This window comes from Chryseobacterium ureilyticum (assembly GCF_900156735.1).
Taxonomy (GTDB): Bacteria; Bacteroidota; Bacteroidia; order Flavobacteriales; family Weeksellaceae; genus Chryseobacterium; species Chryseobacterium ureilyticum.
Genome location: NZ_FTOL01000001.1, coordinates 1,201,701 through 1,226,899, shown reverse-complemented (window position 1 = coordinate 1,226,899; position 25,199 = coordinate 1,201,701). Strand labels below are relative to the sequence as shown.

The following is a 25,199-nucleotide window of genomic DNA, read 5'->3' as shown; positions in this document are numbered from 1 at the left end:
AATGAATGTTTTGATTCTTTTAGGCGTATTTATTTCGATGGAAGGGGCTACTTGGCTGATTCACCGGTATATTATGCACGGCTTTCTGTGGACCCTGCACCGAGATCATCATGATCATAGCCACGACGGGAAATTCGAAAGAAATGATTGGTTCTTTTTCATTTTTGCAATTCCGGCTATTGTTTTATTATATCTGGGAGTACAACAGAATTTTAATTATTGGTTTTTTACCGGTCTTGGAATAAGCCTTTACGGAATGTCCTATTTTTTTGTACACGATATTTTTATCCATCAGAGGACAAAGATTTTTACTCAAACAAAGAATCCGTATTTACTTGCCATAAGACGTGCTCATAAACAGCATCACAAACATTTGGGAAAAGAAGATGGAGAGTGTTTTGGTTTTCTGTGGGTTCCTGTTAAATATTTTAAAATGTTTTTCAATAAAAAATGATTTCTTATACTTACATATTGATTAATTTTTTCACCGTCATCATCTGCTTCTTGGCTTCTTTTGATGGAAGAATACAGTTTAATAAGCTTTTCGGAAAATTTCTGTTGTCATCCACCATTGTAGCAATTCCTTTTATTGCCTGGGATATATGGTTCACTGCAAAAGGAGTATGGTGGTTTGATCTCAAGTATACCCTAGGATTTAAAATAGCGGGACTTCCCGTAGAGGAATGGCTTTTTTTTTACTGCATTCCTTTCGCCTGTGTTTTTACATATTATTGCTTGGAAAAGTATTTTACTCTTAAATGGACTGACGGTTTAAATAATCTCATTGTATTCACGTCTTTCATTGTTCTTGGGGTGGCAGGACTTCTTTATTATGAAAGAATATATACTTTGCTGACAGTAATTGTAACGATACTTACTCTTTGTTATCTTCATTTTATTGCTCAAAAAGAATGGATAGGAAAGGCCAGTTTTGTATATCTGGTTCTAATGCCCGGTTTTTTTGCAGTGAATGGAATTTTGACAGGTTCTTTAATTCCTTCGCCGATTGTTAATTATAATCCTGATGATTTTTTAGGCATTAGAATGGGAACGATCCCTTTAGAAGATGCTGTATATGGTTACAGCCAGTTTTTACTTAATATTTATTTCTTTAAAAAAATAACTAAAAATGAAAAATAGAATAATTCTTACAGTATCCTTAAGCTTTTTATTGTTGAGTACTATAATATCCTGTTCCTCTATGCCTGAAAAAGCACAGCCTGTAGGACAGTTTGATGTCAATCGGTATTTAGGTACATGGTATGAAATAGCAAGATTTGATTATTTTTTTGAAAAAGATCTTGATAATGCAATAGCCCAATACAGTCTCAATACGGATGGAAGCGTAAATGTGCTTAACAGCGGATATAATTTTAAAAAGGATAAATGGGTATCTGCTAATGGTACTGCTAAATTCAGAGGGGATAAGGATGTTGCAGCGCTTAAAGTTAGCTTTTTTGGACCTTTTTACGCCGGATACAACGTAGTTGCATTGGAAGATTATAAATATGCACTGGTAGCAGGTAAAAACTTAGATTATCTCTGGATTCTGTCCCGTGAAAAGACTATTCCTGAGAATGTAAAACAAGATTTTATCATCAAAGCTCAGGAAATCGGTTATAATACATCAAAATTGATATGGGTAAAACAGGACAAAAAAAGCCCGTTCGATAAATAATTAGATAAACTTAAAAAGGGAAAAAATGCTCAAAATACAAGCACAATCAAAAATACCTACAGATTACGGCATCTTCACAGCATATGCATTTTCAGAAAATGAAGAAGATTGGAGTCCCCATTTAGTTTGGGTGGCAGAGAATACAGATTTTACCAAACCAGTAAATGTACGATTTCATTCAGAGTGTATTACAGGGGAAGTCTTTCATTCCAAAAAATGTGAATGCGGACAACAGCTGGATGCTGCTATGAAATACATGTCTGAAAAAGGAGGGGTGATTGTCTACCTCCGTCAGGAAGGAAGAAATATTGGAATCATCAAAAAGCTCAGGGCTTACGGACTTCAGGAAAAAGGATTGGATACCGTTGAAGCCAATTTGAAGCTCGGACTCCCGGCAGACGGAAGAAACTTTGATATAGCTGTTGAGATACTGGATATTTTAAAGATAAAAGAGATCAATTTATTAACTAATAATCTGGATAAAATTAAAGCTGTTGAAAACAGTAATATCATTCTCAATATCAGAATTCCTCTGGAAATTGATTCGAATGAAGTGAATCAAAGCTATCTTGCGAAGAAGAAAAAATACTTTGGTCATCTTTTGGAGAAAATATGATCTCTTATCAGAAGAATAATGTTTCTTTATGCATCAATTACTAAAATATTATGAATAATTCCTATTACAACAAAGCGGAAAATACATTTAGTGAAAGGTTATATCAATTAAAAGAGAGATGATGAAAAAGAGATGGCTCAGGAAGAGTGGATAAATATACTCAGGTCAAACGTTTTCGAAGCATGGAAAAAGTCCAAAGACGCTACTATGTAAGTGAAAGCAGAATGATGAAGATTAATTATGATCAGCAATTTGCTGACGGGTAAGTTTTATATGAAGATAGTGCTGGCAATCTCCATCATTATAGCTTTTCAAATAATCCAATAACCATTTAAAGCGTTAAATAGGATCTGCTGATGCTATATTCTGCAACATTAAACTGTTGTAATATAACATTTGTGATAAGCATATATTCATTTCCAGACAAAGATCAGGATAGCTTTTAAGAATTTCTCTATGAAATTATTTTTAGGCATCCGATCAATTCTCTGAGCTGTAGATTTATGGCATTGGCAGGATAAAGCTTTTCAATAAATAATAAAGGTTCTCCAAAACTCTGGTTTTTACTCAGGATGTTAGGAATAAATTCTTTCCCTTCTTAAGTAAATGTGTTCAGCTTGACTTTGCTGCTGTTAATACGGAAAATAGTATTACTAATTTTAACCTCCAAATTAATAAATAATTTGCACACCTATAGTCTTATAGCTTATTTTTTATAGTTTATTTATTTGAAAATACTGCATTTTTCTTAAAATACTGTAACCCGTTTCAATCCATATACTATTGATTTTTTATACTTGAAATGTGGTATGGAATTCTTAATGATTATCCTTTTAAAATTACTGTTTTTCGAAATATTGTAAGTATTTTTGAAGCTAAAGTATCCGTAACTAATTATTGATTTTAACTTCTATGATTTTAATTGTTGATGACAACCAAAGCAACCTTTATTCACTTCAAAAATTACTTGAATCTAAGGATTTTCAGGTCGAAACGGCCGGATCCGGTGAAGAGGCTCTTGGTAAAGCGCTAAAAAAAGACTATGCCTTAATTATTTTAGATGTTCAGATGCCGGATATGGACGGTTTTGAAGTTGCAGAAACACTTGCCGACTACAGCAAAACTAAAGATGTACCTATTATATTTTTATCTGCTGTTAATACAGATAAAAAATTTATCACGCAAGGCTATGCTTCCGGCGCTAAGGATTACGTTACCAAACCCGTAGATCCCGAAATACTTTTGCTAAAAGTAAAAACATTTTATAACCTTCAAGAACAGAATATTGCCATGAAAAAAACTCAGCAAAATCTGGAACTTGAAGTAAAGGGGAGACGAGAATCTCAGGTAACCATGAAATCCCAGATAGATCACTTTCATTTGATGTTAGAGTCCCTTCCTCAGATTGCATTTACCTTGAATGAAAACGGGATTGTGGATTTTGTGAATGGTAAATGGTATCAATATTCCGATACAGAGCAAAGTTTTCCCAAAACACATCCTGATGATCATGATATAAGAGAGGAATTGGAGAGATGCAGGAAAAAAGGAAAAGCACTGGAATTAGAAATCAGAATTAAAAATACTGTTTCAGGTAATTACCGTTACCATTTACTGAGAATAACTCCTGTATATGATGAAAATCGGATTAAAAACTGGGTAGGAACATTTACTGATATTGACGATCAGAAAAAAGTAGAAAAGGAAAAAGACGAGTTTTTAAGTATTGCAAGCCATGAATTAAAAACTCCTTTAACAAGTATTAAAGCATATGTTCAGCTCTTGGAAAGAAAGCTGAAATTAGATAAAGAAAGTCCGGAAGGCGGATTTGTTACTAAAGTTCAAGGGCAAATTGAAAAACTCAATACCCTTATTACAGATCTATTGGATGTCTCAAAAATTGAAAATGGTAAACTTAAAATTAATAGAAAGTCCGTTAATCTGGAAAGCGTTATCAGTAATGCGATTGAAACAATATTACAGACCCACGATGAACAGATAAGAATTGAACGCCATGGAACAAAACCTGATATTTTAATTCCGTTGGATGAGATCCGTATCGAGCAGGTACTCATTAATTTTCTTACGAATGCTATTAAATATTCGCCTGAAAATAATCAGGTAATTGTGACAACATTTGTAGATGAAGAAGCCCAGGAAGTCAGAGTAAATGTGACTGACTTTGGGATTGGAATCCCTGATTTTAAGCAGGATGCAGTATTTAAAAAATTCTATCGTGTAGAAGAATCATCATTACAGTTTCAGGGAATGGGAATCGGACTGTTTATATGTGCTGAAATTATCAAGCAGCATCACGGAAATGTTGGTGTTTCCAGTATTGTAGGTGAAGGCTCTACATTTTATTTTACTCTACCTTTAAATTAACTTTCATGCCGAAAAAAATTATACGTAATCTTCAGTTTGGAATAGGACTTTCTCTTCTGATTTTAATAGCGAGTTCGGTGGCCTCATACTGGAGTATCCAGAATCAGATGAACCATCGTGAAAGCCTTTCTCAAAGCAGACGTTCAGTGACAGCAGTGAAAGATATTCTTGTGGCACTTCTTGATGCTGAAACAGGAAACAGAGGCTTTCAACTGACTGGTAGGGAAGATTTTCTGGAACCATACAAACGTGGCGTTAGAGAATATTCTAAAGCTTTGGTACAGGCAGAATCATTGGGAACCCAGGATAAAAACCAGCAGGAAAGACTGGTCGGATTAAAAATAGCAGTCAGTCAGGTGATGGATAATCTGAAAAACCTTGTGGAAAACAGACGAAGAGGAATCGTAATGACTCAGCAGCAGATTACTACTGGTAAAAGCTATATGGATGAATGCCGTAAAATTGTAAGAGACTTTGTACAATATGAAGAGAACCAGGTTGAAATTAAAAATAAGGATTTATCACGTTCTTCAGAAACAACGGTAATTTTTATTGTTTTTTCTGCATTGGCTGCTGTAGTGGTGACCGCATTTTTCTATTTTAAAATGCGTGCAGATCTTATTAGAAGAGATGAACTTGAGAAAATGCTGAGAGAAAAAGATCAGGAAATGACACGCCGTGTAAGTGCTATTCAGAAAATTGCAAACAGAGTGGCCAATGGAGATTACAGTGAGAAAGCAGTAGATAATTCGGAGGATGATCTCGGAGATCTTGTAGAATCGCTTAATCATATGACTGAATCCCTGAAAATATCTTTTGACAAGATTAATAAAAGTGACTGGCGTCAGAAAGGACTTGCTTTGTTGAATGAATCGCTGGTTGGGAATAAATCAGTACCAGAAGTATCCACCAAGGCTTTATATCAGTTAATTGAGTATGGAAACTGCATCAACGGCTCATTATATCTTTTTGATGAAGGTATTCTAAAACTTAATATTGCATTTGGATTAGAAACCAATATGAAAAGAAGTTTTGAACCGGGAGAAGGAATGGTAGGGCAGGCCTTTCTGAACGCTAAAACACAAGTATATAATAATCTTCATGAAGATGATTTCGTAGTAACCTTTGCCAGTAGTACCATTAAAATCTATGGAATAATTCTGATACCTATTTTTGCAGATGGACATGCTATCGGAGTACTTGAATTAGGAGCCACCTTCAATTTTGAAGAAGACCGAATCAGTTATTTTGAGGAATGTTGTATAAATATAGGAATAGCCCTGAATGCTGCCAAAGGAAGAGAGAAAGAACAACAACTCCTAGAAGAAACCCAGGCTCAATCTGAAGAATTACAGGTACAGCACTCTGAGCTTGAAAATCTCAATACTGAATTGGAAGCTCAGACACAAAAGCTTCAGGCCTCAGAAGAAGAATTAAAAGTACAGCAGGAAGAATTAATGCAGGCCAATGCAGAACTGGAAGAACGCTCAAGATTACTGGAAGAAAAAAATCATTTAATTGCGGAACGCAATAATGAGATTCAAAAAAAGGTAGAAGAACTGGCACTTAGCACAAAATATAAGTCTGAATTTTTAGCCAATATGTCCCACGAATTAAGAACTCCCCTTAATTCAATCCTTCTTTTGTCAAGGTTAATGGCAGAAAATCCGGATGAAAACCTTAATGAAGACCAGGTGGAGTCTGCCAGAGTTATTCAAAGTTCAGGAACAAGTTTATTAACATTAATAGATGAAATTCTTGACCTGGCAAAAATAGAATCCGGTAAAATGACACTGGAATACCAGAAAGTGGCAATTGAAGACGTTGTAAAAGATCTGAAAAGTCTTTTCAGTCCTGTATTTCAGGAGAAAGCGCTTCCATTCAATATTCAGATAGATTCAGACGTACAGAAATTGATAGAAACGGATCGTCTCAAAATTGACCAGGTCCTAAGAAACCTTTTGTCTAATGCTTTAAAATTTACAACAGAAGGATGCATTGATTTACATATCAAAAAACACTCTGAAAAGTCTAAATTTATTGTATTCTCGGTAAAAGATACTGGTATTGGCATCGCGGCAGATAAACAGAAAATTATTTTTGAAGCGTTCCAACAGGCTGATGGATCTACAAAAAGGAAATTTGGAGGTACTGGTCTTGGACTTTCAATAAGCCGTGAAATTGCAAAGCTTTTAGGAGGCGAACTGTCTCTAGAAAGTGAAGTGAACAAAGGAAGTGAATTCACTTTCATTATTCCTGTGCATCCAGTAACTGAAACTGCTCATTCCGAGACTGATCAGGATTTGGTGGAAATCATTCGAGAAGATGTTGAAGAAATTCAGAACATTCTTGAAAAAGCTGATACGGTTCATCTAAATACCTTAGAAATACCTGAAGATGTAGAGGATGACAGAGAGAATATTCAGGAAGGGGATAAAATCATCCTTATTATTGAAGATGATACTAATTTTGCAAAGGCTCTATTGAAATATGCCCATTTGCAAAACTATAAAGGAATTGTGGTGGTTAGGGGGGATTATGCTCTTTCTGCAGCTCAGCAATATCATCCTCATGCGATTTTACTGGATGTTCAGCTTCCTGTAAAAGATGGATGGGAAGTTATGGATGAGCTCAAGTCAGATCCTAATGTAAAGCATATTCCTGTCCACATGATGTCTGCCCTTCATGTGAAAAAAGAAAGTCTTATGAAAGGTGCAGTTGATTTTATCAACAAGCCCGTGGCGCTCGATAAAATGACTGACGTATTTAAAAAAATTGAAGAAGCATTACAAAAGGGACCTCAAAAAGTTTTGATTGTCGAGGAAAATGCCAAACATGCCAATGCATTGTCCTATTTTCTGAGTAATTTTAATATATCTTTATCTGTGGAACACAATGTTGAAGATAGCGTAAAAGCACTTACTTCAAGTCTTGTTGATTGTGTGATCCTGGATTTTGGGACCGCCAAAGGGAGTGATTACCATATTATTGAATCCATCAAAAGCTATGAGGGACTGGAAAATCTTCCCATCATTATTTTTACTGAACACCATTTATCAAAAGAAGAAGAACTTAAAATAAAACAATATGCAGATTCTATTGTTGTAAAAACAGCCCATTCCTATCAGAGAGTTTTAGATGAAGTTGGTCTATTTTTACATCTTGTAGAAGAAAAAAATGTGTCTGCTGAAAATAACAGAGGTAAAATGCTGGGATCTTTAACTGAGGTTTTGAGTGGCAAGAAAATATTGATTACTGATGATGATGTTCGCAATATTTTTTCTTTAACCAAAGCACTGGAAAAATATAAAGTTGAAGTCATTGTCGCTATGGATGGTAAACATGCTCTTGAACAAATTGATAATAACCCTGATGTAGATGTTATCCTTATGGATATGATGATGCCAGAAATGGATGGTTATGAAACCATTAAGATGATAAGGAAGATGCCGGCATTTAAAAAGCTACCTATTATAGCGATTACTGCCAAATCGATGATTGGAGAGCGTGAAAAATGTATTACAGCAGGAGCTTCTGACTATATCTCAAAACCGGTAGATATTGATCAGTTACTATCGCTCCTTCGTGTTTGGTTATATGAAAGTTAAACAGATAAAATTCTGATGGATAAGAAAATCTTAATTGTGGATGATGACCCACGCAATATATTTGCATTAAAATTGACCCTTAAAGCCCGGGGATATGCGGTTGAATCCTGTACTATGGCTCAGGATGCTTTAGAAATCCTGAAATCCGGTTCATCCTATATTGTTCTGATGGACATGATGATGCCTGGAATAGATGGTTATGAAGCTGTTAGAATGATAAGAAATACTCCTGAAATCAAGCATGTGCCTGTAATTGCAGTAACTGCACAGGCAATGCCTGAAGACCGCCAGAAATGCCTGGAATCAGGAGCAGATGATTACATATCAAAACCGATTGATGTTGATCTTTTAATAGTAGCAATAGAAAAAATTTCATAGATGCTGGAACCAAGTATCGTAAAAGATGAAGAAATAGAATATCTCATCAGGGATGTTTATGATTTATATGGTTATGACTTTTCTGGTTATAGCAGAGCTTCTTTTAAAAGAAGAGTAAATCGCATATGTCTTTTAGACCGGTTTACAAGTTTTGCAGAGCTCAGATATACCATTATCAATGATGCGGAATACCTGAAACGCTTTGTAGAGGAAGTTACAGTAAATGTTACAGAAATGTTCAGGGATCCCTCTTTTTTTAAAACATTACGGGAAAAAATATTACCTCAGTTAGGTACCTATCCGCTAATCAGAATCTGGATTGCAGGCTGTTCAACGGGAGAGGAAGTTTATTCTATAGCGATTCTCCTAAAAGAAGCTGGTCTTTATAATAAGTCTCTTATTTATGGTACCGATTTAAATCCTTCTGTTCTTGAAACAGCAAGAGCAGGTGTCTTTCCTCTACAGCACATGAAACTTTATTCAGAAAATTATATGCTTTCTGGGGGGATCAGAGATTTTTCTGATTATTATACGGCCAATTATGACAGCGCAAGGTTTGATAAAAACTTGCAGGAAAAATTGATTTTATCAACTCATAACCTTGTTTCAGACAGTTCTTTTAATAGTTTTCAATTGATTGTATGCAGAAATGTTCTGATTTATTTCGAAAGAGATCTTCAGGAAAGAGTTTTCAGACTTTTTGATAACAGCTTGGAGAATTTAGGTTTTCTTGCATTAGGAGCGAAAGAAACCTTACGGTTTTCTACGATTGATCGCAATTATCATCAGATCGAAGATCAGAAGATTTGGAAAAAAATTGACCATCATTAATATCTGATACTATGAAGTCACAAAGTAATACCAGATTAATTGTTATTGGAGGTTCTGCAGGAAGTCTTCAGGTCATTATTGAAATGATTAAAAATCTGGATAATAAGATTCCTATTCCCATTTTATTGGTAGTTCATCGTAAAGCACAATCAGGAGATGTTCTTAGAACTTTATTGCAACAGTTTACTAGTATATCTGTTGTGGAGGTTGAAGATAAAACACAACCTGAAGAGAATACAATATATATTGTTCCTGCTGATTATCACCTATTGTTTGAGAATAATAAAATGATGTCACTAGATAGTTCTGAGAAAATGAACTATTCCCGTCCTTCTATAGATGTTACATTCAGATCCGCAGCAGAAGTTTATGGAGAAAACGTGATTGGTGTCCTTTTATCGGGAGCTAATGCTGATGGAGTAGAAGGACTTAGTTATATTAAAAAATATAGTGGAAAAGTTTGGATTCAAGATCCTGAAACAGCGGAAGTGGATTATATGCCTAGACATGCTACAAAAGAAATTGCTTATGATTTAATCATTACCCCCCATAACTTTGCGAATTATATAAAACAATTATAAAATTTTAGAAAAAAAATATAAACAATATGAGTAAGAAGAGAATTTTAATTTTTGATGATGATACGGCTATTTTAGAAGTGATCACCATCATATTTGAAGAAAACGGATATGAAGTCAAAATCTCAGAAACGTCACATGATATTATTGAGAAAGTGGCAGACTATCAGCCGGATGTTATTTTGATGGATAACTGGATCCCGAAAATAGGGGGTGTAGAAGCTACAAAACTTCTTAAAAGCACGGAAGAATTTAAACATATTCCGGTAATTTATGTCACAGCCAATAATGATATAGTTGCGTTAGCATCAGAAGCAAAGGCAGATGATTATGTTTCAAAACCATTTAATTTGGATGACCTTGAAATAATGGTTGCAAAACATATAAAAGAACAAGTCTGATCAATATCAAATAGTTCTGCAATAAAATCTCTCAACTTTTTGAGAGATTTTTATTTTTAGGCAAGGAATCTTATAATCTGGTCTTTCGTTAACGAACGTGTATTGATTTGCTGAATTAAAGAAGATAATAAAAGATATAATGATGGATTTATCAGAACGTTTTCCGAAAATGTCTTAACAAGTATTAATTTTTTGGAAACAATATTCTGTACAACCACATATTCATTTATGATACTGATATCAATATTTAGCTCCTTTTTAATAACAAAATTAAAGTATTGATCAATTAATCTTTTATCGTTGTTTAAATGTAATGGTTCAGCTTTGATTTGGTCCATAACAGATATTTAATTGTTTATTTATAAACAAGTTTTATGCCGTAAATAATATTTAATTCCCCATAAATAGAGGAATTCTCAATTATTATTTATGTAATGAGCCATAATTTTTGTAGAATACTCAGCTTTTTTTGATAGTGCTGCTATTAACACTCTTGTAAGTAAATTGAAAACAAATTTAAATTTTACTTTTATTGTAGTAATCATTATGATCAATAGCTGTAATCCAATTAATAAGTATATTTGTAACCTATTGTAGTGAAAATGAATTACGAGCTTATTAAAGATTTTATCGATATGTTGCATGAATTTGAAATAGAAATTCAGGCTTGTCCCGATTTGTATCCGGAAACTATTAAGGGGTTTAAGGAGTGGATTTCTAGTAAAGAAAATGTTCTGAAAGAAGATAGTATTGAAGAGCCTTACTGGGAAGGAAAAGAAAATGGAAGGACACCAGAAAGTGTCATAAGTACTTTACTTGTTCATCTTAATAGATATGCAAAAACCTATTCAAAGTCAGCGATAGCAGATTCTGAGTTTTCTACTCAGGAAGACTTTATTTATTTAATTAACCTGAAAGCTTTTGGTGAGATGAGTAAGATGGCTTTGGTCAAAAAAAATATTCAGGACAAACCAGTTGGTATGCTTATTATTGCAAGATTGCTACGCCAAGGACTTATTGAGCAGACTGATTCTAATGAGGATAAACGTAGTAAATTAATCCGAATTTCCGAAAGAGGACTTATAGTTTTGGAAAAGCAAATGGAGAAGATTCGCCAGGCTACAAATATAGTCGCAGGAAATCTTAGTCACAAAGAAAAAATGGATCTTATACGTATTCTTAATAAGCTTGATCGTTTCCATTATCCTATTTTTTCACGTAACATAAATTCCGAACAACTCATCACTACTGTATATGATGAGTATAAGTTTAAAATGTCTTAGAATATAAAGCGAAAGTTAAGCAGAGTTTTTAGTTTATAATTAGAATTGTTATTATATCAAATTAGGAAAGTAATTAATCTTCAATTTTTTGTATTTTTTTTTAATAAAAGAGCTCAATATTTCTGCTTCTGCGTTCACAAAAAAAGAAAACTGTTCATTAATCCTCTCTTTTTGTACATTGTTTTGGAATATATGCAAAATAAGAGAGTAATTTTTCAGCAAAAAATTTGAAATGCTTTTTCTTAAGTTCCCTGTAGGATTATCTAAATCAAATTCTAAAATTATTTTGTCAATCTTTTCTTCATTAAAAATATACTAAAGATCGTAAGGAGGTTTACTAGCTTACAATACCATTCTTTTTTAAGAAAAAATGACTCACAGTATTTACCTCTATTAAATACTATTATTAATTATGTTATAAAATTTGTATTTTTATACAGAGTTATGAAGGCAATTCTTTGAAATCAAGTGAAATGTGCACCATTACTAAATCGTTACCTTGATTTTTTTAAAACCTCGCAAATCTATATTGAATAGCGTTTCTGTAGAGTAGATCCTACTTTTATGATACAAATGTACAGTCAGCAATTTTCAAAGCAGGTAGACATTTTACCTGAAAACGGATACATTTTACTGATCAACAGATAATATGTTAAACTTAAGGTGTTAACATCATAATCCCATAAATAGGATAATCAAATATATTATTATTCTAAAAAAGTATATAGAATACAGATGTTTATTCTTTTATAAATTATATTTTTGCGATTCTAAATTAGAAAAATTAAAAAACCATGAAATTCAATTACAAAAAAACGATCCCCGTTTTGGCAGGTATCTTTTTTTCAGGCTTTAGTATGGCACAAGCTCCGGCTATAGAATGGCAAAAATCTCTGGGTGGTACAGGAAAAGAATATGCAAATTCTATTATTCAAACTGCTGATGGCGGGTATATGGTTGCCGGGAGTTCTACTTCAAACAATGGCAATGTAACCGGAAACCACGGAAATTATGATTACTGGCTTGTAAAATTAAATCCAACAGGAAACCTTCAATGGCAAAAATCTTTAGGAGGAACAGAAAACGACTTTGCACGTTCCATCATTCAGACTGCAGATGGGGGATATGTGGTTGCTGGAGCTACAGGTTCGAACAATGGTGATGTAACAGGAAATCACGGGTATGATGATGGATGGGTTTTAAAATTAAATTCTGACGCAGGAGTTATTCACTGGAAAAAAACTTTCGGCGGAACAGACGATGACTGGATCGATAAAATAATTCCAACAACAGACGGCGGATATGTTTTTGCGGGACATTCTAAGTCAAATAATGGCGATATAGCAGGAAATAAAGGTTATATTGATTACTGGATCGTAAAAATAAATTCTGATGGAAATATCCAATGGAAAAAATCTTTCGGTGGACTCGCAGATGACAGAGCGACTTCCATTGTTCAGACCAGTGATGGCGGATATGCCGTTTCCGGATTTGCTGAAGGAAATACTGGTGATATAACAGGAAATCATGGCAACGCAGATTTTTGGATCTTAAGATTAAATTCTGATGGTGGTGTTGTTTTTTGGAAAAAATCTTTTGGAGGATTATATCCAGATTTAGCATATTCTATGGTAGCCACTTCAGATGGTGGATATATTATAGCAGGTCAATCATTTTCTACTGATGGAGATGTAACGGGAAATCACGGTGGAACGGATGCCTGGGTTGTAAAAATAAATGAAGCAGGAAATCTTCAATGGCAAAAAGCGTTGGGTGGAACAAAATTAGATCAAGCATTTTCTATTATCCAATCCTCTGATGGCGGATATATGGTAGTAGGAAATACTCTTTCAACCGATGGTGATGTAACAGGATATCATACTCCTACAAATACAGGTCCTGGAGAAGCGCCTCTTTCTTTTGATTATTGGGCTGTAAAACTCAATGCAACAGGAAATATTCAGTGGCAAAAATGTCTGGGAGGATCAGAAAGTGATGAAGCTTCCTCTGTTATTCAAACCACAGATGGTGGTTATATAATTGCAGGGAACTCCAAATCAAACAACGGAGACGTAAGTGGGAATCATGGAGATACTGATATTTGGGTAGTAAAACTTGCTCCGGAAAATTTGTCTACTAATGAAGTCTCGAAAAAAGCTTCCGTTACAGCTAATGTTTTCCCTAATCCGGCAAAAGATCATGTAACTTTAAAACTTGATTATTTTACTCCTTCTATGAATATAACCATTACAGATATGTTAGGAAAAACAGTTCATCAACAGAAATTAGAAGGATTAAATACTAAAATTAATACAACTCACCTTGAAAAAGGAGTTTATTTCCTGAATGTAATTGGTGGTACACAAAAAGCGACTAAAAAATTCATTATTGAATAATTTATACTAAAAATAGCAGACAAAAACCACACTTGAAGTGTGGTTTTTCTGTTATAAAATGTATTATTCATACCACTTTTGCTTTTCGCACAATTTTTGCCAATAGGGAAGGAAAGAATCTTTTCAGATAAACGCCCAATACTTCTTTACCGCCAATAGCTTTCTGATATTTCTTTTTTTCAATAGCAGACAGCATTTTTTTGGCGAAAATATCTACAGGCATTCCTTTATTGGTGGCATCATCCATAGTTCCCTGTGTAGAACCATCACCTACAATAGCATTTATAGACACATTGGTTTGTATAAATCCTGGGCAGATGATCGTAATCAAAATATTTTGAGCATATAATTCTGCACGCAAAGCATCAAAAAAGCCGTGAAGAGCATGTTTTGCAGCAGCATAACCACTACGCATAGGTGCTCCGAAAACTCCCATTAAACTTGAAACGACAGCAATCTGTCCGCCATTATTTTTAATCATATAAGGAACAACGGCTTTTGTCAATGCTACAGTTCCTATGAAGTCAATGTCCATCAAACGTTTATCAACTTCTATATCCGTTTCCATTGCCAGCGAACGTTGAGATAATCCTGCATTATTGATAAGAATATCAATTTTCCCAAACGTTCCTATTGCCTTCGCTGCAATATCGGGCATATCTTTATAGCTTTTTAAATCTAATGGGATTACTGCATATTGATTTACAGTAAGTCCGGCACTTTCTGCTACTTCATATAGCTGTTCTTCATTTCTTGAAGAAAGAATAATTTTAGCATTACTGCTTTTCACCAGCTCTCTTACCAGTGCTTCTCCAATTCCAGATGATGCTCCAGTAATCCAGATCACTTTATCATTGTAATAATTATTCATCATGAAAAATTATATGTTTGTGTTTTCTTTTTTTAATCCGGCAATATATTTTCCAGCTTTCATTCCGGAGAAGATACAGCCACCTAGAAATGTTCCTTCTAATGCTCGATAGCCATGCATTCCGCCACCGCCAAAACCTGCTACTTCACCTGCTGCAAAAAGTCCTTCAATAATTGTTTCATCTTCTCTTAAAACTTGTCCGTCAAGATTTGTTTTTATTCCGCCTAATGTTTTTCTGGTTAAAATATTAAGACGTACCGCAATCAAAGGTCCGTTTTCCGGAGATAATATTTTATGTGGAGCGGCAACTCTTCCAAGTTTATCACCTAAATAACTTCTTGTACTTCTGATATAATTAATTTGGGTATCCTTTGAAAATTTATTATCCAGTTCTCTGTCTCTGGCTTCAATTTGGGATTTTATCTTTTCGTAATTCAACAGATGATCACCCGACAGCAAATTCATTTTTTCTACAAGATCTTTTAGATTATCCGAAACAATAAAGTCTTTTCCATGTTCCTTAAAAGCTTCTACAGGACCCGGAGCTTTTTTACCAAAGATTCTTTTCAGAAAAAGCGCATAGTCTTTATTGGTAATATCCGGATTCTGCTCTGAACCTGAGAGCGCAAATTCTTTTTTAATGATTTTTTGAGTAAGAATAAACCAGGAATAAGAATATCCCGTATCCTGTATGTATTTTAAAGTTCCCAACGTATCAAATCCTGGAAGGAAAGGAGCGGGAAGGCGATTACCTTTTGCATCAAACCACAAGGAAGACGGTCCGGGAAGTATTCTAATCCCATGATTAGACCAGATCGGGTTCCAGTTTTGAATCCCTTCTGTATAATGCCACATGCGATCTCGATTGATGATGTCTGCTCCTGCATTTTCAGCGATTCCTATCATTTTTCCGTCTACGTAATCAGGAACACCACACACCATATTTTCGGGTGCTTTTCCCAATCTTTCGGGCCAGTTTTTTCTTACCAATTCATGATTGGCACCAATTCCTCCTGATGCAATAATAATATGAGGTGCAAAGTATTCAAACTGGGAGATGATATTCCGATTGGTCGCAGCACCTCTTTCTTTAGTATCATCTTCAAGAATGTCTCCTTTAAGACCTGTTATTTTACCATTTTCTATAATGAATTCAGTTACTCTATGCCTGAAATTCATCTGTAACAGTCCTTTTTCTCTTGCCTGATATGCCTTTTCCACAAAAGGTTTCACCACACCGGTTCCGGTTCCCCAGCTTACATGAAAACGAGGTACAGAATTTCCATGACCATTTGCTGAACCGTCGCCACGTTCTGCCCAGCCAACCATAAACATCAGCTTGATTCCCAATTTAGAAATGTATTCGTATTTTTCTCCTGCCGCAAATTTCAGATAGGCTTCTGCCCATTTTCGGGGCCAATAATCTTCTTCACGGTCGAAACCTGCTGTACCTTTCCAATCCTGCAATGCGAGTTCATAAGAGTCTTTAATCCCCATTCTCCGTTGTTGGGGAGAATTAATCAGAAAAAGTCCACCAAAAGACCAAAATGCCTGTCCGCCGATATTCTGTTCAGTTTCCTGATCCAGTAACAGTACTTTTTTACCGACATTGGTAATTTCCATCGCTGCAGTAAGCCCTGCCAATCCGGTTCCTATAATAATAGCATCTGGCTGGAATTTTTCTTCCATGATAAAGGTGTTTTTTATTCACAATACTTTATATAAAAGTGTAAAATATTTGTATTCCACATAAAAAAACACATCAGGAAATATTAAATAAATAATTTAAATAAAAAATACAGATATTTTAATCCAGTATTTCAAATTCTACCTGAGCTCCAAGATCTTCCAGTTCTTTGGATGTCTTTTCTAACCATTTGCTGTATCCTGTTCTGAAGAATATTCGCGGTGATTTACTCAATTTAAGGGCTTCCGATCCGGAAATATTGAGCTCTTTTTTCAAAAGGGTAATGATCTTCATTTTATTAGGTCCGGTATCTGTGATGTATAAATTTACTTTGGAGCCATTTGAGTCAAAAGATTCCTGCTTTATCTCTTCCCAATCTAAAACACTTTCATCCTCGATCGTAAGATAAACATCCTTCCAAAAAAGATTTTCAGGATCTATATTTTCATCAAAATAATTGATCAACGTTGTCTTATCATATCTAATATTTTGAATGTCTTCCAGTTTTTTCTGAAATATTTCAAGGCTATCAGTTATTTTTAAAGGCTCCCAATGTCCTTGTCCGTGATAAGCAAAATACACAGGAAACATTTGTTCAGCTTCATTTAAATCTATAAAAAAAGGATCAGCAAAATAATTAGTTGCTAGTACGATCCAATTTGATTTAAAACCTCCGGGTTTATCGCTTACCAAGTCTTTATTTTCCACTGAGTTATAATGATAACCATCCTGGAAATAATAAATATGTTCAATAGATGCGTAATATTCCGGCAATGCAATTCCTTCAATAACAATGGCTTTTTTTAAGAATTCTGTAATATCCGTAAAGGAAGATATTTGCTCTAGCAAAAGAGTATTTTCATTTTTCCGTTTCTCAATATCAATCTCAGATAATACATTCTTTTGGTTTTCAAAAGGAAATTTACGCTGCATCCAGTGTAATAAATCACGGTCTAAAACTTCAAGATATTCTTCCTGTAATACCCCGTAGGAAGTTAAATAAACCTTTGTATCCTTATTATTTTTTGAAATCACAGCAACCTGTCCACCAGAATCATCTGCAATAGGAATATATTCAGGAAGAAAGTCTTCAAATTCATAGGTATCATAACGTTCCTGAATCTCTTCTTCATTCCGAAAAACACGTACCACATCATAAATGATGGTTTCATTATGTTTTTTGGTAAAAATCTTTATAAAATTTGACCAATGGTCAGGAATACTGATTTTCATAAGGAAGAAATACTTTTAAATTATCATAAATCATAGACTATGACTCATTTTTAAGGCTAAAATACAAAAATGGAAATCATCTGAAATTTTATCTTTGTTAAAAATCATTATCTCAATGAAAGATTTGAAACAATACCCCGCATTTATAATCGCTGAAGATGGAAGCCGCCACAGTATTGAAGCTACATCAATTATCATACAACTGGAGGAAGAGGAAATAGAAATATCACTGATACCACCACATCCTGTTTTTAAAGGGAAATTAACACTCACTACAGGTTCTGCAATTCAAGGACGTGAACAGGAGAGAGGCTCTGGTACTCAGTTTGTAATAGAACCGGGAGCGTCCAACGTGATTCACATTACTCCTAAAAAGAATAGAAATATATAAAAATTTCTCGTGATAGTGCAAAAACACACGTATACAGCCTTTTATTGTTCAATAAATCATTTATATATTTGTGAAAAATAGAAGTATGAAGTATTTGTTTATCATGGTTTGTTTTGTTTGTTCCATTTTTGGACAGGCACAGCAGACACAAAATCCATGGAAAGAAAGCCAGTTGATGGATCCGGCATTATTGGCATCAAGAATTGTAAAGAACAAAACCAAGGATTTATTGATTATTTCCGTAGGTCCTGAAGCCATTATCAAAGGTTCTGTAGATATTGGACCAACTCATGAGCCTGAAAATCTGGAAAAATTAAGAAATTATCTTAAAGATATTTCTAAAAACAGGGAAATTGTCATCTATTGTGGTTGCTGTCCTTTTGTAAAGTGTCCGAATATTCGTCCGGCATTCAATTTATTAATGGAAATGGGCTTTAAAAATGCCAAACTTTTAAATCTTCCTAAGAATATCAAAACGGATTGGCTGGATAAAGATTACCCGACAAATGATTAATATGAGAACCGGAATTACAGTATTATTTTTAATTATTTTTTCAGGAAATATTTTCGCACAAAACAAGATTGAGGTAGGAAAGAAAGCCCCTGAAATTACAATGTCTAAAGCAGATGGAAATTCATTTTCACTTTCTGAATTAAAAGGGAAACTGGTCCTTATTGATTTTTGGGCAACATGGTGTGCTCCTTGTGTGGGTGAACAACCGCAGTTGAAAAAGCTGTATGAAACTTATGCAGAACAGGTAAAGAATAACAAATTTGAAATTCTTGGTGTTTCTTTGGATAAAAATAAGGAGAGCTGGCAGAAAGCTATAGACCGATTCAGTATCAACTGGATACAGATCAGTGATTTAAAATTTTGGAAAAGCCCGGTAGCAAAAGCCTATGAAATTGATGAACTGCCTTTTAACGTTATCATTGACGGAGAAGGGATCATCATTGCCAAAAATCTTCATGAAAAGGAACTTGAAGAATTTTTAAAGAAAAGTTTAAGTCATAATTAGGATCAAAATCCTTACAATATTTTAAAGAGCAGTGATTCATTTTACTGTTCTTTTTTATTTAACGGAATCAGGAAACTTTCATATACTATTAAAAGTAGTTGATATTCAAGATATAACATCTACTTCTTATACTTTATACCTTGGTTTCATGAAAAAGAACCTATTCCTCAGGCTTGCATTATCAGCGATTTTGCTGATGCATAGTGTAATCTCTATTCTCAGTGGAGATGTCAATGATTTTGGAATCAAATATCTGAATACCATAGGATTTGCGCCCATCGGACTTTATCTTGCCTGGGCAATAAAGCTTACCCATTTGATTTCTGTTCCGTTACTTTGGATAGATCAATACATAAAACCTGTAGCGGTTTGTAATATAATCATCTTTATTCTTGGGATTTATTTTGTTCACTGGCAGAACGGATGGTTTGTAGTAGGAGGTGCCACCAATGGTATGGAATTCAATTTTTTGTTGATATTCTGCTTTCTGAATCTTATGTTTCCTGAGATAAGTTTAAAAAGAAATCGTCATTTATAGATCTCTAAAATGATTTGATAGATTTTATATTTTTATATTTCACTGAATCTTATTATTTTACAGTTTAAAAAGTAATAGTTTGAAACCGGATTATCAATCAAAACTTCGTATTCATCTGCTTTTCTGGATCTTTTATTATATCCTGGAAGCTTACCTTGAATTTTATTGGTCCAGATATCGGTTTCCGGATTTCACATGGCAGTTAAGACTTTGGAATACACTTATCTTGGAGCTGGGATATCTTTTGGTTAAAATTCCGCTTGCCTATTCTTTATTGTATGTGTATGAAAAAGTATCTGTTAAAGGTATTTTCAAATATTTGTTTTACATTTTCATTATTATTGTTGCTGTTTTAGGACATCGCTTTTTAACTCATTTTATAATCTATCCTTATATCTACGGAGTTGAAGAAACGTTGGATGGAAAAGAGAATTCCGGGTTTATTAATGGTTATGTATTTTTCAATTCTTTTATGGATCTTATTTTTATGGTAGGTCTTATTTTCGGCGTTGAAATTACCCGGCAAAAGAATATTCTGAAAAATCAGATCTCACAGTTAAAGTCAGAAAAGTTGGATCAAGAACTTACCATGCTTAAAGCACAGATCAATCCTCATTTTCTATTCAATACATTAAATAATATATATGGAATGGCACTCAAAAAGGCTGATGAAACACCAGATGTTATTTTACAACTTTCAAAGGTGATGCGATACAATATTTATGAGGCTGCTGAAAAAACGATTTCCATAGAAAAAGATCTTGAAAATATTAAAGATTTTGTACAGATACAGAAAATCCGTTACCATCATCTTATTGTGAATTTAAAAGAGAATATAGACAATCCCTCTCAGGAAATTTCACCGCTCATATTGATTCAGTTTATTGAAAATGCTTTTAAACATGGTGTTTCTGAGAGCTTGGGAAATTCATTTATTAATATTAAAATTGAATTAAAAAAAGGAATTCTTACTTATTATGTTGAAAATTCAAAAGAAGAGAAAGCTCATGAGTATTCCACAAAAATCGGATTTAAAAATATCAGAAGGCAGCTTGAACTTCTTTATCCCAAGCATCATCTTACTGTAAAAAATAAAGACGACAGATATATTGTTCAATTAATTATAGATTTCAATGATACATCCAATGCCTAAAAAGTACAACTGCATTATTGTAGAAGATGAACCGATTGCCGCTGAAATTCTGGAAACTTTTATTTCCAGAGATCCTGAACTTCATCTTGTGGGAAAGTGTGCAGATGCTGTGTATGCAAGCAGCCTTTTGAGCATTCATGAGGTAGATTTGATATTTTTAGATCTTCATCTTCCTGTTATAAAAGGTTTTGAGTTTTTGAGAAATTTAAAAAATCCTCCATTGGTGATTGTTACTACCGCTTATCACCAATATGCAATTGAAGGTTATGAATTAGACATTCTCGATTATCTTCTGAAGCCCATTCCTTACGATAGATTTACAAAAGCTGTTGGGAAATTCAAGTATTTAATGGATGCTGAAGATGCTTTGCTGGAAATGGCTGAGCGTGATTATATTTTTATCTATAGTGGTAAAAAACAGGTTAAAATCATTTTACAGGATGTTTTTTATATCGAAAGTCTGAGGGAATACATTAATATTCATACGAAAACAGAGACTTTTACTTTTAAAATGCCCATCAGTAAAATAGAAGAGAGCCTGAGTTCGGCTTTATTTACCCGTATTCACAAATCGTATATTATTTCCAGGTCTAAAATGGAGGTGAAGTCAGCAACTTTTGTACAGATTAAAGGGAAAAAACTTCCGATTGGGAGAACGTATAAACCGTTTATTGATCTTTAATATTATATAAAAGGTTTTGGATTTTTTATTTGACCGGGCTTCTATTGATATAGCTGAGCAAACATTGAAACTTACAACTTTTATCTTTTATCAGGAAAATTTCTTTAAGGCTTATATTTACTCACATATTTATTCCCTTTTATCCAAAATCTCCATGGCAGTAATGCATCTTCACCTGCGTAAGCAACACCTACACGCGGTCCGGATTCTATTTTATCCAAAGAACATTGCGTATTATGATTTTCAATCCATATTTCTGATCCGGAAAGGTCTTTTTGGTTGAAGGTACGATCAATTCCTAAAGCTTTTGCAGCAGAACCGGGACCGGAAGATATTGCAGCTTTGGAAGCGGGCATATTTCGTCTGGATTCCATGATTTCTTTTCCGATCAAAGGTTCTATTGCTCTGATCAGAACGGCATGAGGATCATTTTCCACGGAGGTCACCACATTGAAAAGATGATGAATTCCATAACATAAGTAAACATAGGATATTCCACCATGGTTGTACAACGTTTCGGTTCTGTCTGTACGTCTTCCTCCGTAAGCATGGGAAGCTTTGTCCTGTATCCCAAAATAAGCTTCTGTTTCTACAATGATTCCGGCAGTAATATTTCCATCAATTTCAGTGAAAATAACTTTTCCCAAGAGATCCTTTGCCAGAAAAAGAACATCCTGATTGGAATAGTAGGAGAGTGGTAATTTCAAATTAAATTCTTTTATAAATCAACAAATCAAAATTAATAATTATAAAAAATAAATTCTCAATAATTAAACAGATTGTCACTACATTTGAAAAATCAGCTTTTTATCTTTTAAAAGTCAAAATGTAATGAAATCGTTTAACATAATCCTGTTTTCTGCTATTTTTTGCTTGACTGTAATGTCATTCAATATTTCTTTTCAGCAATCTAATAAAAAAATGATTGTCGGAAAATGGCAGCCTTTTCTTTCAGCAGCAGAAGGTATTGAAGCGAACGGAAAACGAACGGTTCAAACTCATTCAAAATATAGCAGTAAAGACATCATGCAGTTTAATTCGGATGGTTCTATTACCGATGGTGGGCAACTTTATTTTTCATATTCATTAGATTCCGATGATAAAACCTTGTCTTTATTCGATGGAGGTAATTATGAGAGAAAGTTTGAAATCGTACAACTGGATAAAACAACCATGAAAATTGTAATGAAGGATACTGACCAATATAAGAAAGAGCCTTTTCTTATCACCTGGACACTTATATTTAAAAGAAAATAATTCTACAAAAAAAGCCCCACATTACGTGAGGCTTTGTATTCATTATCTTGCTCCTGGAGGGCAATGTTCTTTCAAATATTTAGTAAATAGAGTCGCAAGGTGTAGTGATGTTCCTTCGCCTTCATTAATAGAATGGGTACGGTTAGGATAAGACATCAGCTGAAACTGCTTATTGTATTTTACCAATTCATTGATATATACCTCTGTGTTCTGGTAATGTACATTGTCATCACCTGTTCCATGTATCAATAAAAGATTTCCTTTCAAATTTTTAGCATAAGCCAATGGAGAACCGTTTACGAAGTCCTCTCTGTTTTCCTGTGGAAGCCCCATGTATCTTTCCTGATAAATATTGTCGTAAAACAACTGGTTGGCTACCGGAGCAATGGCAATTCCTGTCTGGTAAATATCCGGATATTGCCCCAGAAGGTTTAAGGTGGAAGATCCTCCGCCGCTCCAGCCCCATACAGCAACTCTGGAAGTATCTACATATGACCATTTTGCAAATAAGGCTTTAGCTCCCATTGCCTGATCACGGATATTCAGCTTGCCAATTTTACGATAAATTGATTTTCTCCACTCACGCCCTTTTGGGGCAGGAGTTCCACGATTTTCAAGGGATACATATATATACCCATCCTGAGCCATATCCCCTGTATATAAACTCCAGCTTGAATAATAGCTATCCGTTACTGTCTGTAATGCAGGTTCTCCATATACCATAAAAACAATTGGATATTTTTTAGATGGATCCAAGTTTTTTGGCTTTACCACCCATCCGTCAAGAGTAACTCCGTCTTCTGTTGTAACCTGGAAAAATTCCGTTTTGGAGCTTTCGGGATTCGCTTTTGTTACATTTTTTGCAGCTACAAGTTCTTTATGTTCAGGAAGAGATACAACTGCTCCAATGGATTGTGCACTGACATTGCTATTATTAAACATAGCAATTTTTCCGTTGGGTGAGATTGTATATTGATTGGATCCTGTATAAGTTCCAGGCGTTATTCTTTGTGATTTACCTCCTTTCATGCTTACTTTATACAGATATTTCTGTGTCGCATTATCAGGAGAAGCCATAAAGTAGATCTGCTTATTTGATACATCAAAAAACTCTGGCTTTATTACATCAAAAGCATCTTTTGTAATTAATGTTTCCTTTCCGTTCAGATCTATTTTATAGATATGTCTCCAGCCATCTTTTTCAGAAAGCCATAGGAATTCTTTACCATTCTCAACCCAGTCCCAGCCCGTCGGATCATTGTCATTCCATCGGGTTTTTATATCAATCCATGCGGGATCTGTTTCTGTATGAATGGTTTTACTGGTTCCTGAACCTGCATCAGTAATGATTATTTTACTTTGGTTCTGCTTTCTGTTTAATTGCTGCAGAATAATGGATTTAGAATCCTGTACCCATTCCATTCTTGGAATATAATGTTGTACTTCATCACCTGTTATATCAGCTTTCTTTGTTGTTTTAGCTGCCACATCATAGAACCATATGCTGCATCCTGAAGGGTTTTCTCCAGCTTTCGGATATTCTACAGGTATCGTAAATGAATACAGACTATCCGTGTTATTGATCATTAAAAAATCCTTGGTTCCACGTGCATCAAGTTTCCAATACGCAATTTTACTTCCGTCTGGCGACCATCTGAAACCATCCTGAGCACCGAATTCCTCTTCATATACCCAGTCGAAAGTTCCGTTGATCATTCTGTCTGTACCATCATCAGTAATTTTGGTAAGCTGATTGTTCGCAAGATCTTCGATATAAATATTATGCTTTGATACGTAAGCTACTTTTTTTCCGTCCGGAGAGAACTTGGCAAACATTAAAGATGATGCTGGTAAGTCTTTTCCAAGTTGAGTAAGCTTTTTACTGTTCTTATCAAAGATCCAGTAATCTCCACGGGTATTATCGCGCCATACTTTCTGACTGTTGGTGTACAATAACAGGCTTTTCCCATCAGGAGAAACTCTAAAATTCTGTACATCTAAAGGAGTAGAACTTCCGGAAGGAATCAGTTCATTCTTATCTAAAAAAGTCTGCTCCTTTCCTGGATTTAATACATCTACGACTTCAACACCTTTTTTAGTAAATGAATAATAAGCATTCCCATCCGGTGTCCATTGCACCTTTTGTGCAGCCAATGGTGACAGACTCAGGAAGTAAAATGCAATGATTGTTAGTTTTTTTATCTTCTTCATATA

The 25,199-nt window shown here is 34.4% G+C and carries 25 protein-coding genes; 19 read left to right on the top strand and 6 right to left on the bottom strand.

Translation table 11 applies throughout. The annotated features are described in order from the left end of the window. Position 1 precedes the first annotated feature (1 nt). The 10 genes from BW983_RS05345 (at position 2) to BW983_RS05300 (ending at position 10,475) form a co-directional block, all read left to right on the top strand. The gene (locus tag BW983_RS05345; RefSeq protein ID WP_076550466.1) at positions 2–454 is read left to right on the top strand and encodes a sterol desaturase family protein; all 453 of its coding nucleotides are present in this window, start codon (positions 2–4) and stop codon (positions 452–454) included. Continuing rightward, positions 451–1,140, top strand: a complete 690-nt coding sequence (locus tag BW983_RS05340; RefSeq protein ID WP_076550464.1) for a lycopene cyclase domain-containing protein — start codon at positions 451–453, stop codon at positions 1,138–1,140. Before BW983_RS05345 ends, BW983_RS05340 begins: the two co-directional genes overlap by 4 nt. Next, a complete protein-coding gene (locus BW983_RS05335) occupies positions 1,130–1,678 on the top strand; it encodes a lipocalin family protein (RefSeq protein WP_076550462.1) in 549 nt (182 codons plus the stop codon). The genes BW983_RS05340 and BW983_RS05335 overlap by 11 nt, the downstream gene beginning before the upstream one ends. Positions 1,679–1,703: 25 nt before the next feature. Next, positions 1,704–2,294 (top strand): GTP cyclohydrolase II, encoded by a 591-nt coding sequence (ribA, locus tag BW983_RS05330; protein WP_076550461.1) that lies wholly within the window; start codon positions 1,704–1,706, stop codon positions 2,292–2,294. 912 nt (positions 2,295–3,206) lie between these two features. Beyond that, positions 3,207–4,679, top strand: a complete 1,473-nt coding sequence (locus BW983_RS05325; protein ID WP_076550866.1) for a hybrid sensor histidine kinase/response regulator — start codon at positions 3,207–3,209, stop codon at positions 4,677–4,679. Positions 4,680–4,684: 5 nt separating this feature from the next. Next, positions 4,685–8,287 (top strand): hybrid sensor histidine kinase/response regulator, encoded by a 3,603-nt coding sequence (locus tag BW983_RS05320; RefSeq protein WP_076550459.1) that lies wholly within the window; start codon positions 4,685–4,687, stop codon positions 8,285–8,287. Between the two features lie 15 nt (positions 8,288–8,302). Next, on the top strand, positions 8,303–8,665 hold the full coding sequence (locus BW983_RS05315; RefSeq protein WP_076550458.1) for a response regulator: 363 nt from the start codon (positions 8,303–8,305) through the stop codon (positions 8,663–8,665). Continuing rightward, positions 8,666–9,496 (top strand): CheR family methyltransferase, encoded by an 831-nt coding sequence (locus BW983_RS05310; protein ID WP_076550456.1) that lies wholly within the window; start codon positions 8,666–8,668, stop codon positions 9,494–9,496. It abuts the gene before it with no gap. 11 nt (positions 9,497–9,507) lie between these two features. Further along, positions 9,508–10,077, top strand: a complete 570-nt coding sequence (locus tag BW983_RS05305; RefSeq protein ID WP_076550454.1) for a chemotaxis protein CheB — start codon at positions 9,508–9,510, stop codon at positions 10,075–10,077. Between the two features lie 26 nt (positions 10,078–10,103). Next, a complete protein-coding gene (locus BW983_RS05300) occupies positions 10,104–10,475 on the top strand; it encodes a response regulator (protein ID WP_076550453.1) in 372 nt (123 codons plus the stop codon). A 56-nt stretch (positions 10,476–10,531) separates the two neighbouring features. Here the strand turns inward: BW983_RS05300 and BW983_RS05295 are convergent, their stop codons facing one another. Further along, positions 10,532–10,813: a hypothetical protein gene (locus BW983_RS05295; protein ID WP_076550451.1), complete on the bottom strand. Its 282-nt coding sequence runs from the start codon at positions 10,811–10,813 to the stop codon at positions 10,532–10,534. A 264-nt stretch (positions 10,814–11,077) separates the two neighbouring features. On the opposite strand from BW983_RS05295, the gene BW983_RS05290 reads away from it, so the two are divergent. Together BW983_RS05290 and BW983_RS05285 are read left to right on the top strand one after the other, a co-directional pair. Beyond that, positions 11,078–11,758: a MarR family winged helix-turn-helix transcriptional regulator gene (locus tag BW983_RS05290; protein WP_076550449.1), complete on the top strand. Its 681-nt coding sequence runs from the start codon at positions 11,078–11,080 to the stop codon at positions 11,756–11,758. A 794-nt stretch (positions 11,759–12,552) separates the two neighbouring features. Continuing rightward, on the top strand, positions 12,553–14,154 hold the full coding sequence (locus BW983_RS05285) for a T9SS type A sorting domain-containing protein (protein ID WP_076550447.1): 1,602 nt from the start codon (positions 12,553–12,555) through the stop codon (positions 14,152–14,154). A gap of 67 nt (positions 14,155–14,221) precedes the next feature. On the opposite strand, the gene BW983_RS05280 is transcribed toward BW983_RS05285, so the two are convergent. The 3 genes from BW983_RS05280 to BW983_RS05270 all read right to left on the bottom strand — a co-directional run bounded on the left by BW983_RS05280 (position 14,222) and on the right by BW983_RS05270 (position 17,945). After that, positions 14,222–15,025: an SDR family oxidoreductase gene (locus tag BW983_RS05280; RefSeq protein ID WP_076550445.1), complete on the bottom strand. Its 804-nt coding sequence runs from the start codon at positions 15,023–15,025 to the stop codon at positions 14,222–14,224. A 9-nt stretch (positions 15,026–15,034) separates the two neighbouring features. Next, positions 15,035–16,714, bottom strand: coding sequence for an FAD-binding dehydrogenase (locus tag BW983_RS05275; protein ID WP_076550442.1), 1,680 nt, complete (start codon positions 16,712–16,714; stop codon positions 15,035–15,037). A 118-nt stretch (positions 16,715–16,832) separates the two neighbouring features. After that, on the bottom strand, positions 16,833–17,945 hold the full coding sequence (locus BW983_RS05270) for an SMI1/KNR4 family protein (protein WP_076550441.1): 1,113 nt from the start codon (positions 17,943–17,945) through the stop codon (positions 16,833–16,835). 115 nt (positions 17,946–18,060) lie between these two features. On the opposite strand from BW983_RS05270, the gene BW983_RS05265 reads away from it, so the two are divergent. The 6 genes from BW983_RS05265 (at position 18,061) to BW983_RS05240 (ending at position 21,728) form a co-directional block, all read left to right on the top strand. Further along, the gene (locus tag BW983_RS05265) at positions 18,061–18,336 is read left to right on the top strand and encodes a hypothetical protein (RefSeq protein ID WP_076550440.1); all 276 of its coding nucleotides are present in this window, start codon (positions 18,061–18,063) and stop codon (positions 18,334–18,336) included. An 85-nt stretch (positions 18,337–18,421) separates the two neighbouring features. Continuing rightward, entirely contained in the window at positions 18,422–18,850 is a 429-nt protein-coding gene (locus BW983_RS05260; protein WP_076550439.1) for a rhodanese-like domain-containing protein, read from the top strand. A gap of 1 nt (position 18,851) precedes the next feature. Then, entirely contained in the window at positions 18,852–19,355 is a 504-nt protein-coding gene (locus BW983_RS05255; protein WP_228408961.1) for a TlpA family protein disulfide reductase, read from the top strand. 148 nt (positions 19,356–19,503) lie between these two features. Continuing rightward, the gene (locus BW983_RS05250) at positions 19,504–19,893 is read left to right on the top strand and encodes a DoxX family protein (protein WP_076550865.1); all 390 of its coding nucleotides are present in this window, start codon (positions 19,504–19,506) and stop codon (positions 19,891–19,893) included. 79 nt (positions 19,894–19,972) lie between these two features. Beyond that, positions 19,973–21,046: a sensor histidine kinase gene (locus BW983_RS05245; RefSeq protein ID WP_076550437.1), complete on the top strand. Its 1,074-nt coding sequence runs from the start codon at positions 19,973–19,975 to the stop codon at positions 21,044–21,046. Next, positions 21,027–21,728, top strand: a complete 702-nt coding sequence (locus BW983_RS05240; RefSeq protein ID WP_076550436.1) for a LytR/AlgR family response regulator transcription factor — start codon at positions 21,027–21,029, stop codon at positions 21,726–21,728. The genes BW983_RS05245 and BW983_RS05240 overlap by 20 nt, the downstream gene beginning before the upstream one ends. A 104-nt stretch (positions 21,729–21,832) precedes the next feature. On the opposite strand, the gene BW983_RS05235 is transcribed toward BW983_RS05240, so the two are convergent. Continuing rightward, entirely contained in the window at positions 21,833–22,435 is a 603-nt protein-coding gene (locus BW983_RS05235) for a DNA-3-methyladenine glycosylase (RefSeq protein ID WP_076550435.1), read from the bottom strand. A 214-nt stretch (positions 22,436–22,649) separates the two neighbouring features. Between BW983_RS05235 and BW983_RS05230 the strand changes: the two genes are divergently transcribed. Continuing rightward, positions 22,650–22,985, top strand: coding sequence for a lipocalin family protein (locus BW983_RS05230; protein WP_139329223.1), 336 nt, complete (start codon positions 22,650–22,652; stop codon positions 22,983–22,985). 42 nt (positions 22,986–23,027) lie between these two features. Here the strand turns inward: BW983_RS05230 and BW983_RS05225 are convergent, their stop codons facing one another. After that, positions 23,028–25,196, bottom strand: a complete 2,169-nt coding sequence (locus tag BW983_RS05225) for a S9 family peptidase (RefSeq protein WP_076550433.1) — start codon at positions 25,194–25,196, stop codon at positions 23,028–23,030. Positions 25,197–25,199: the final 3 nt, after the last annotated feature.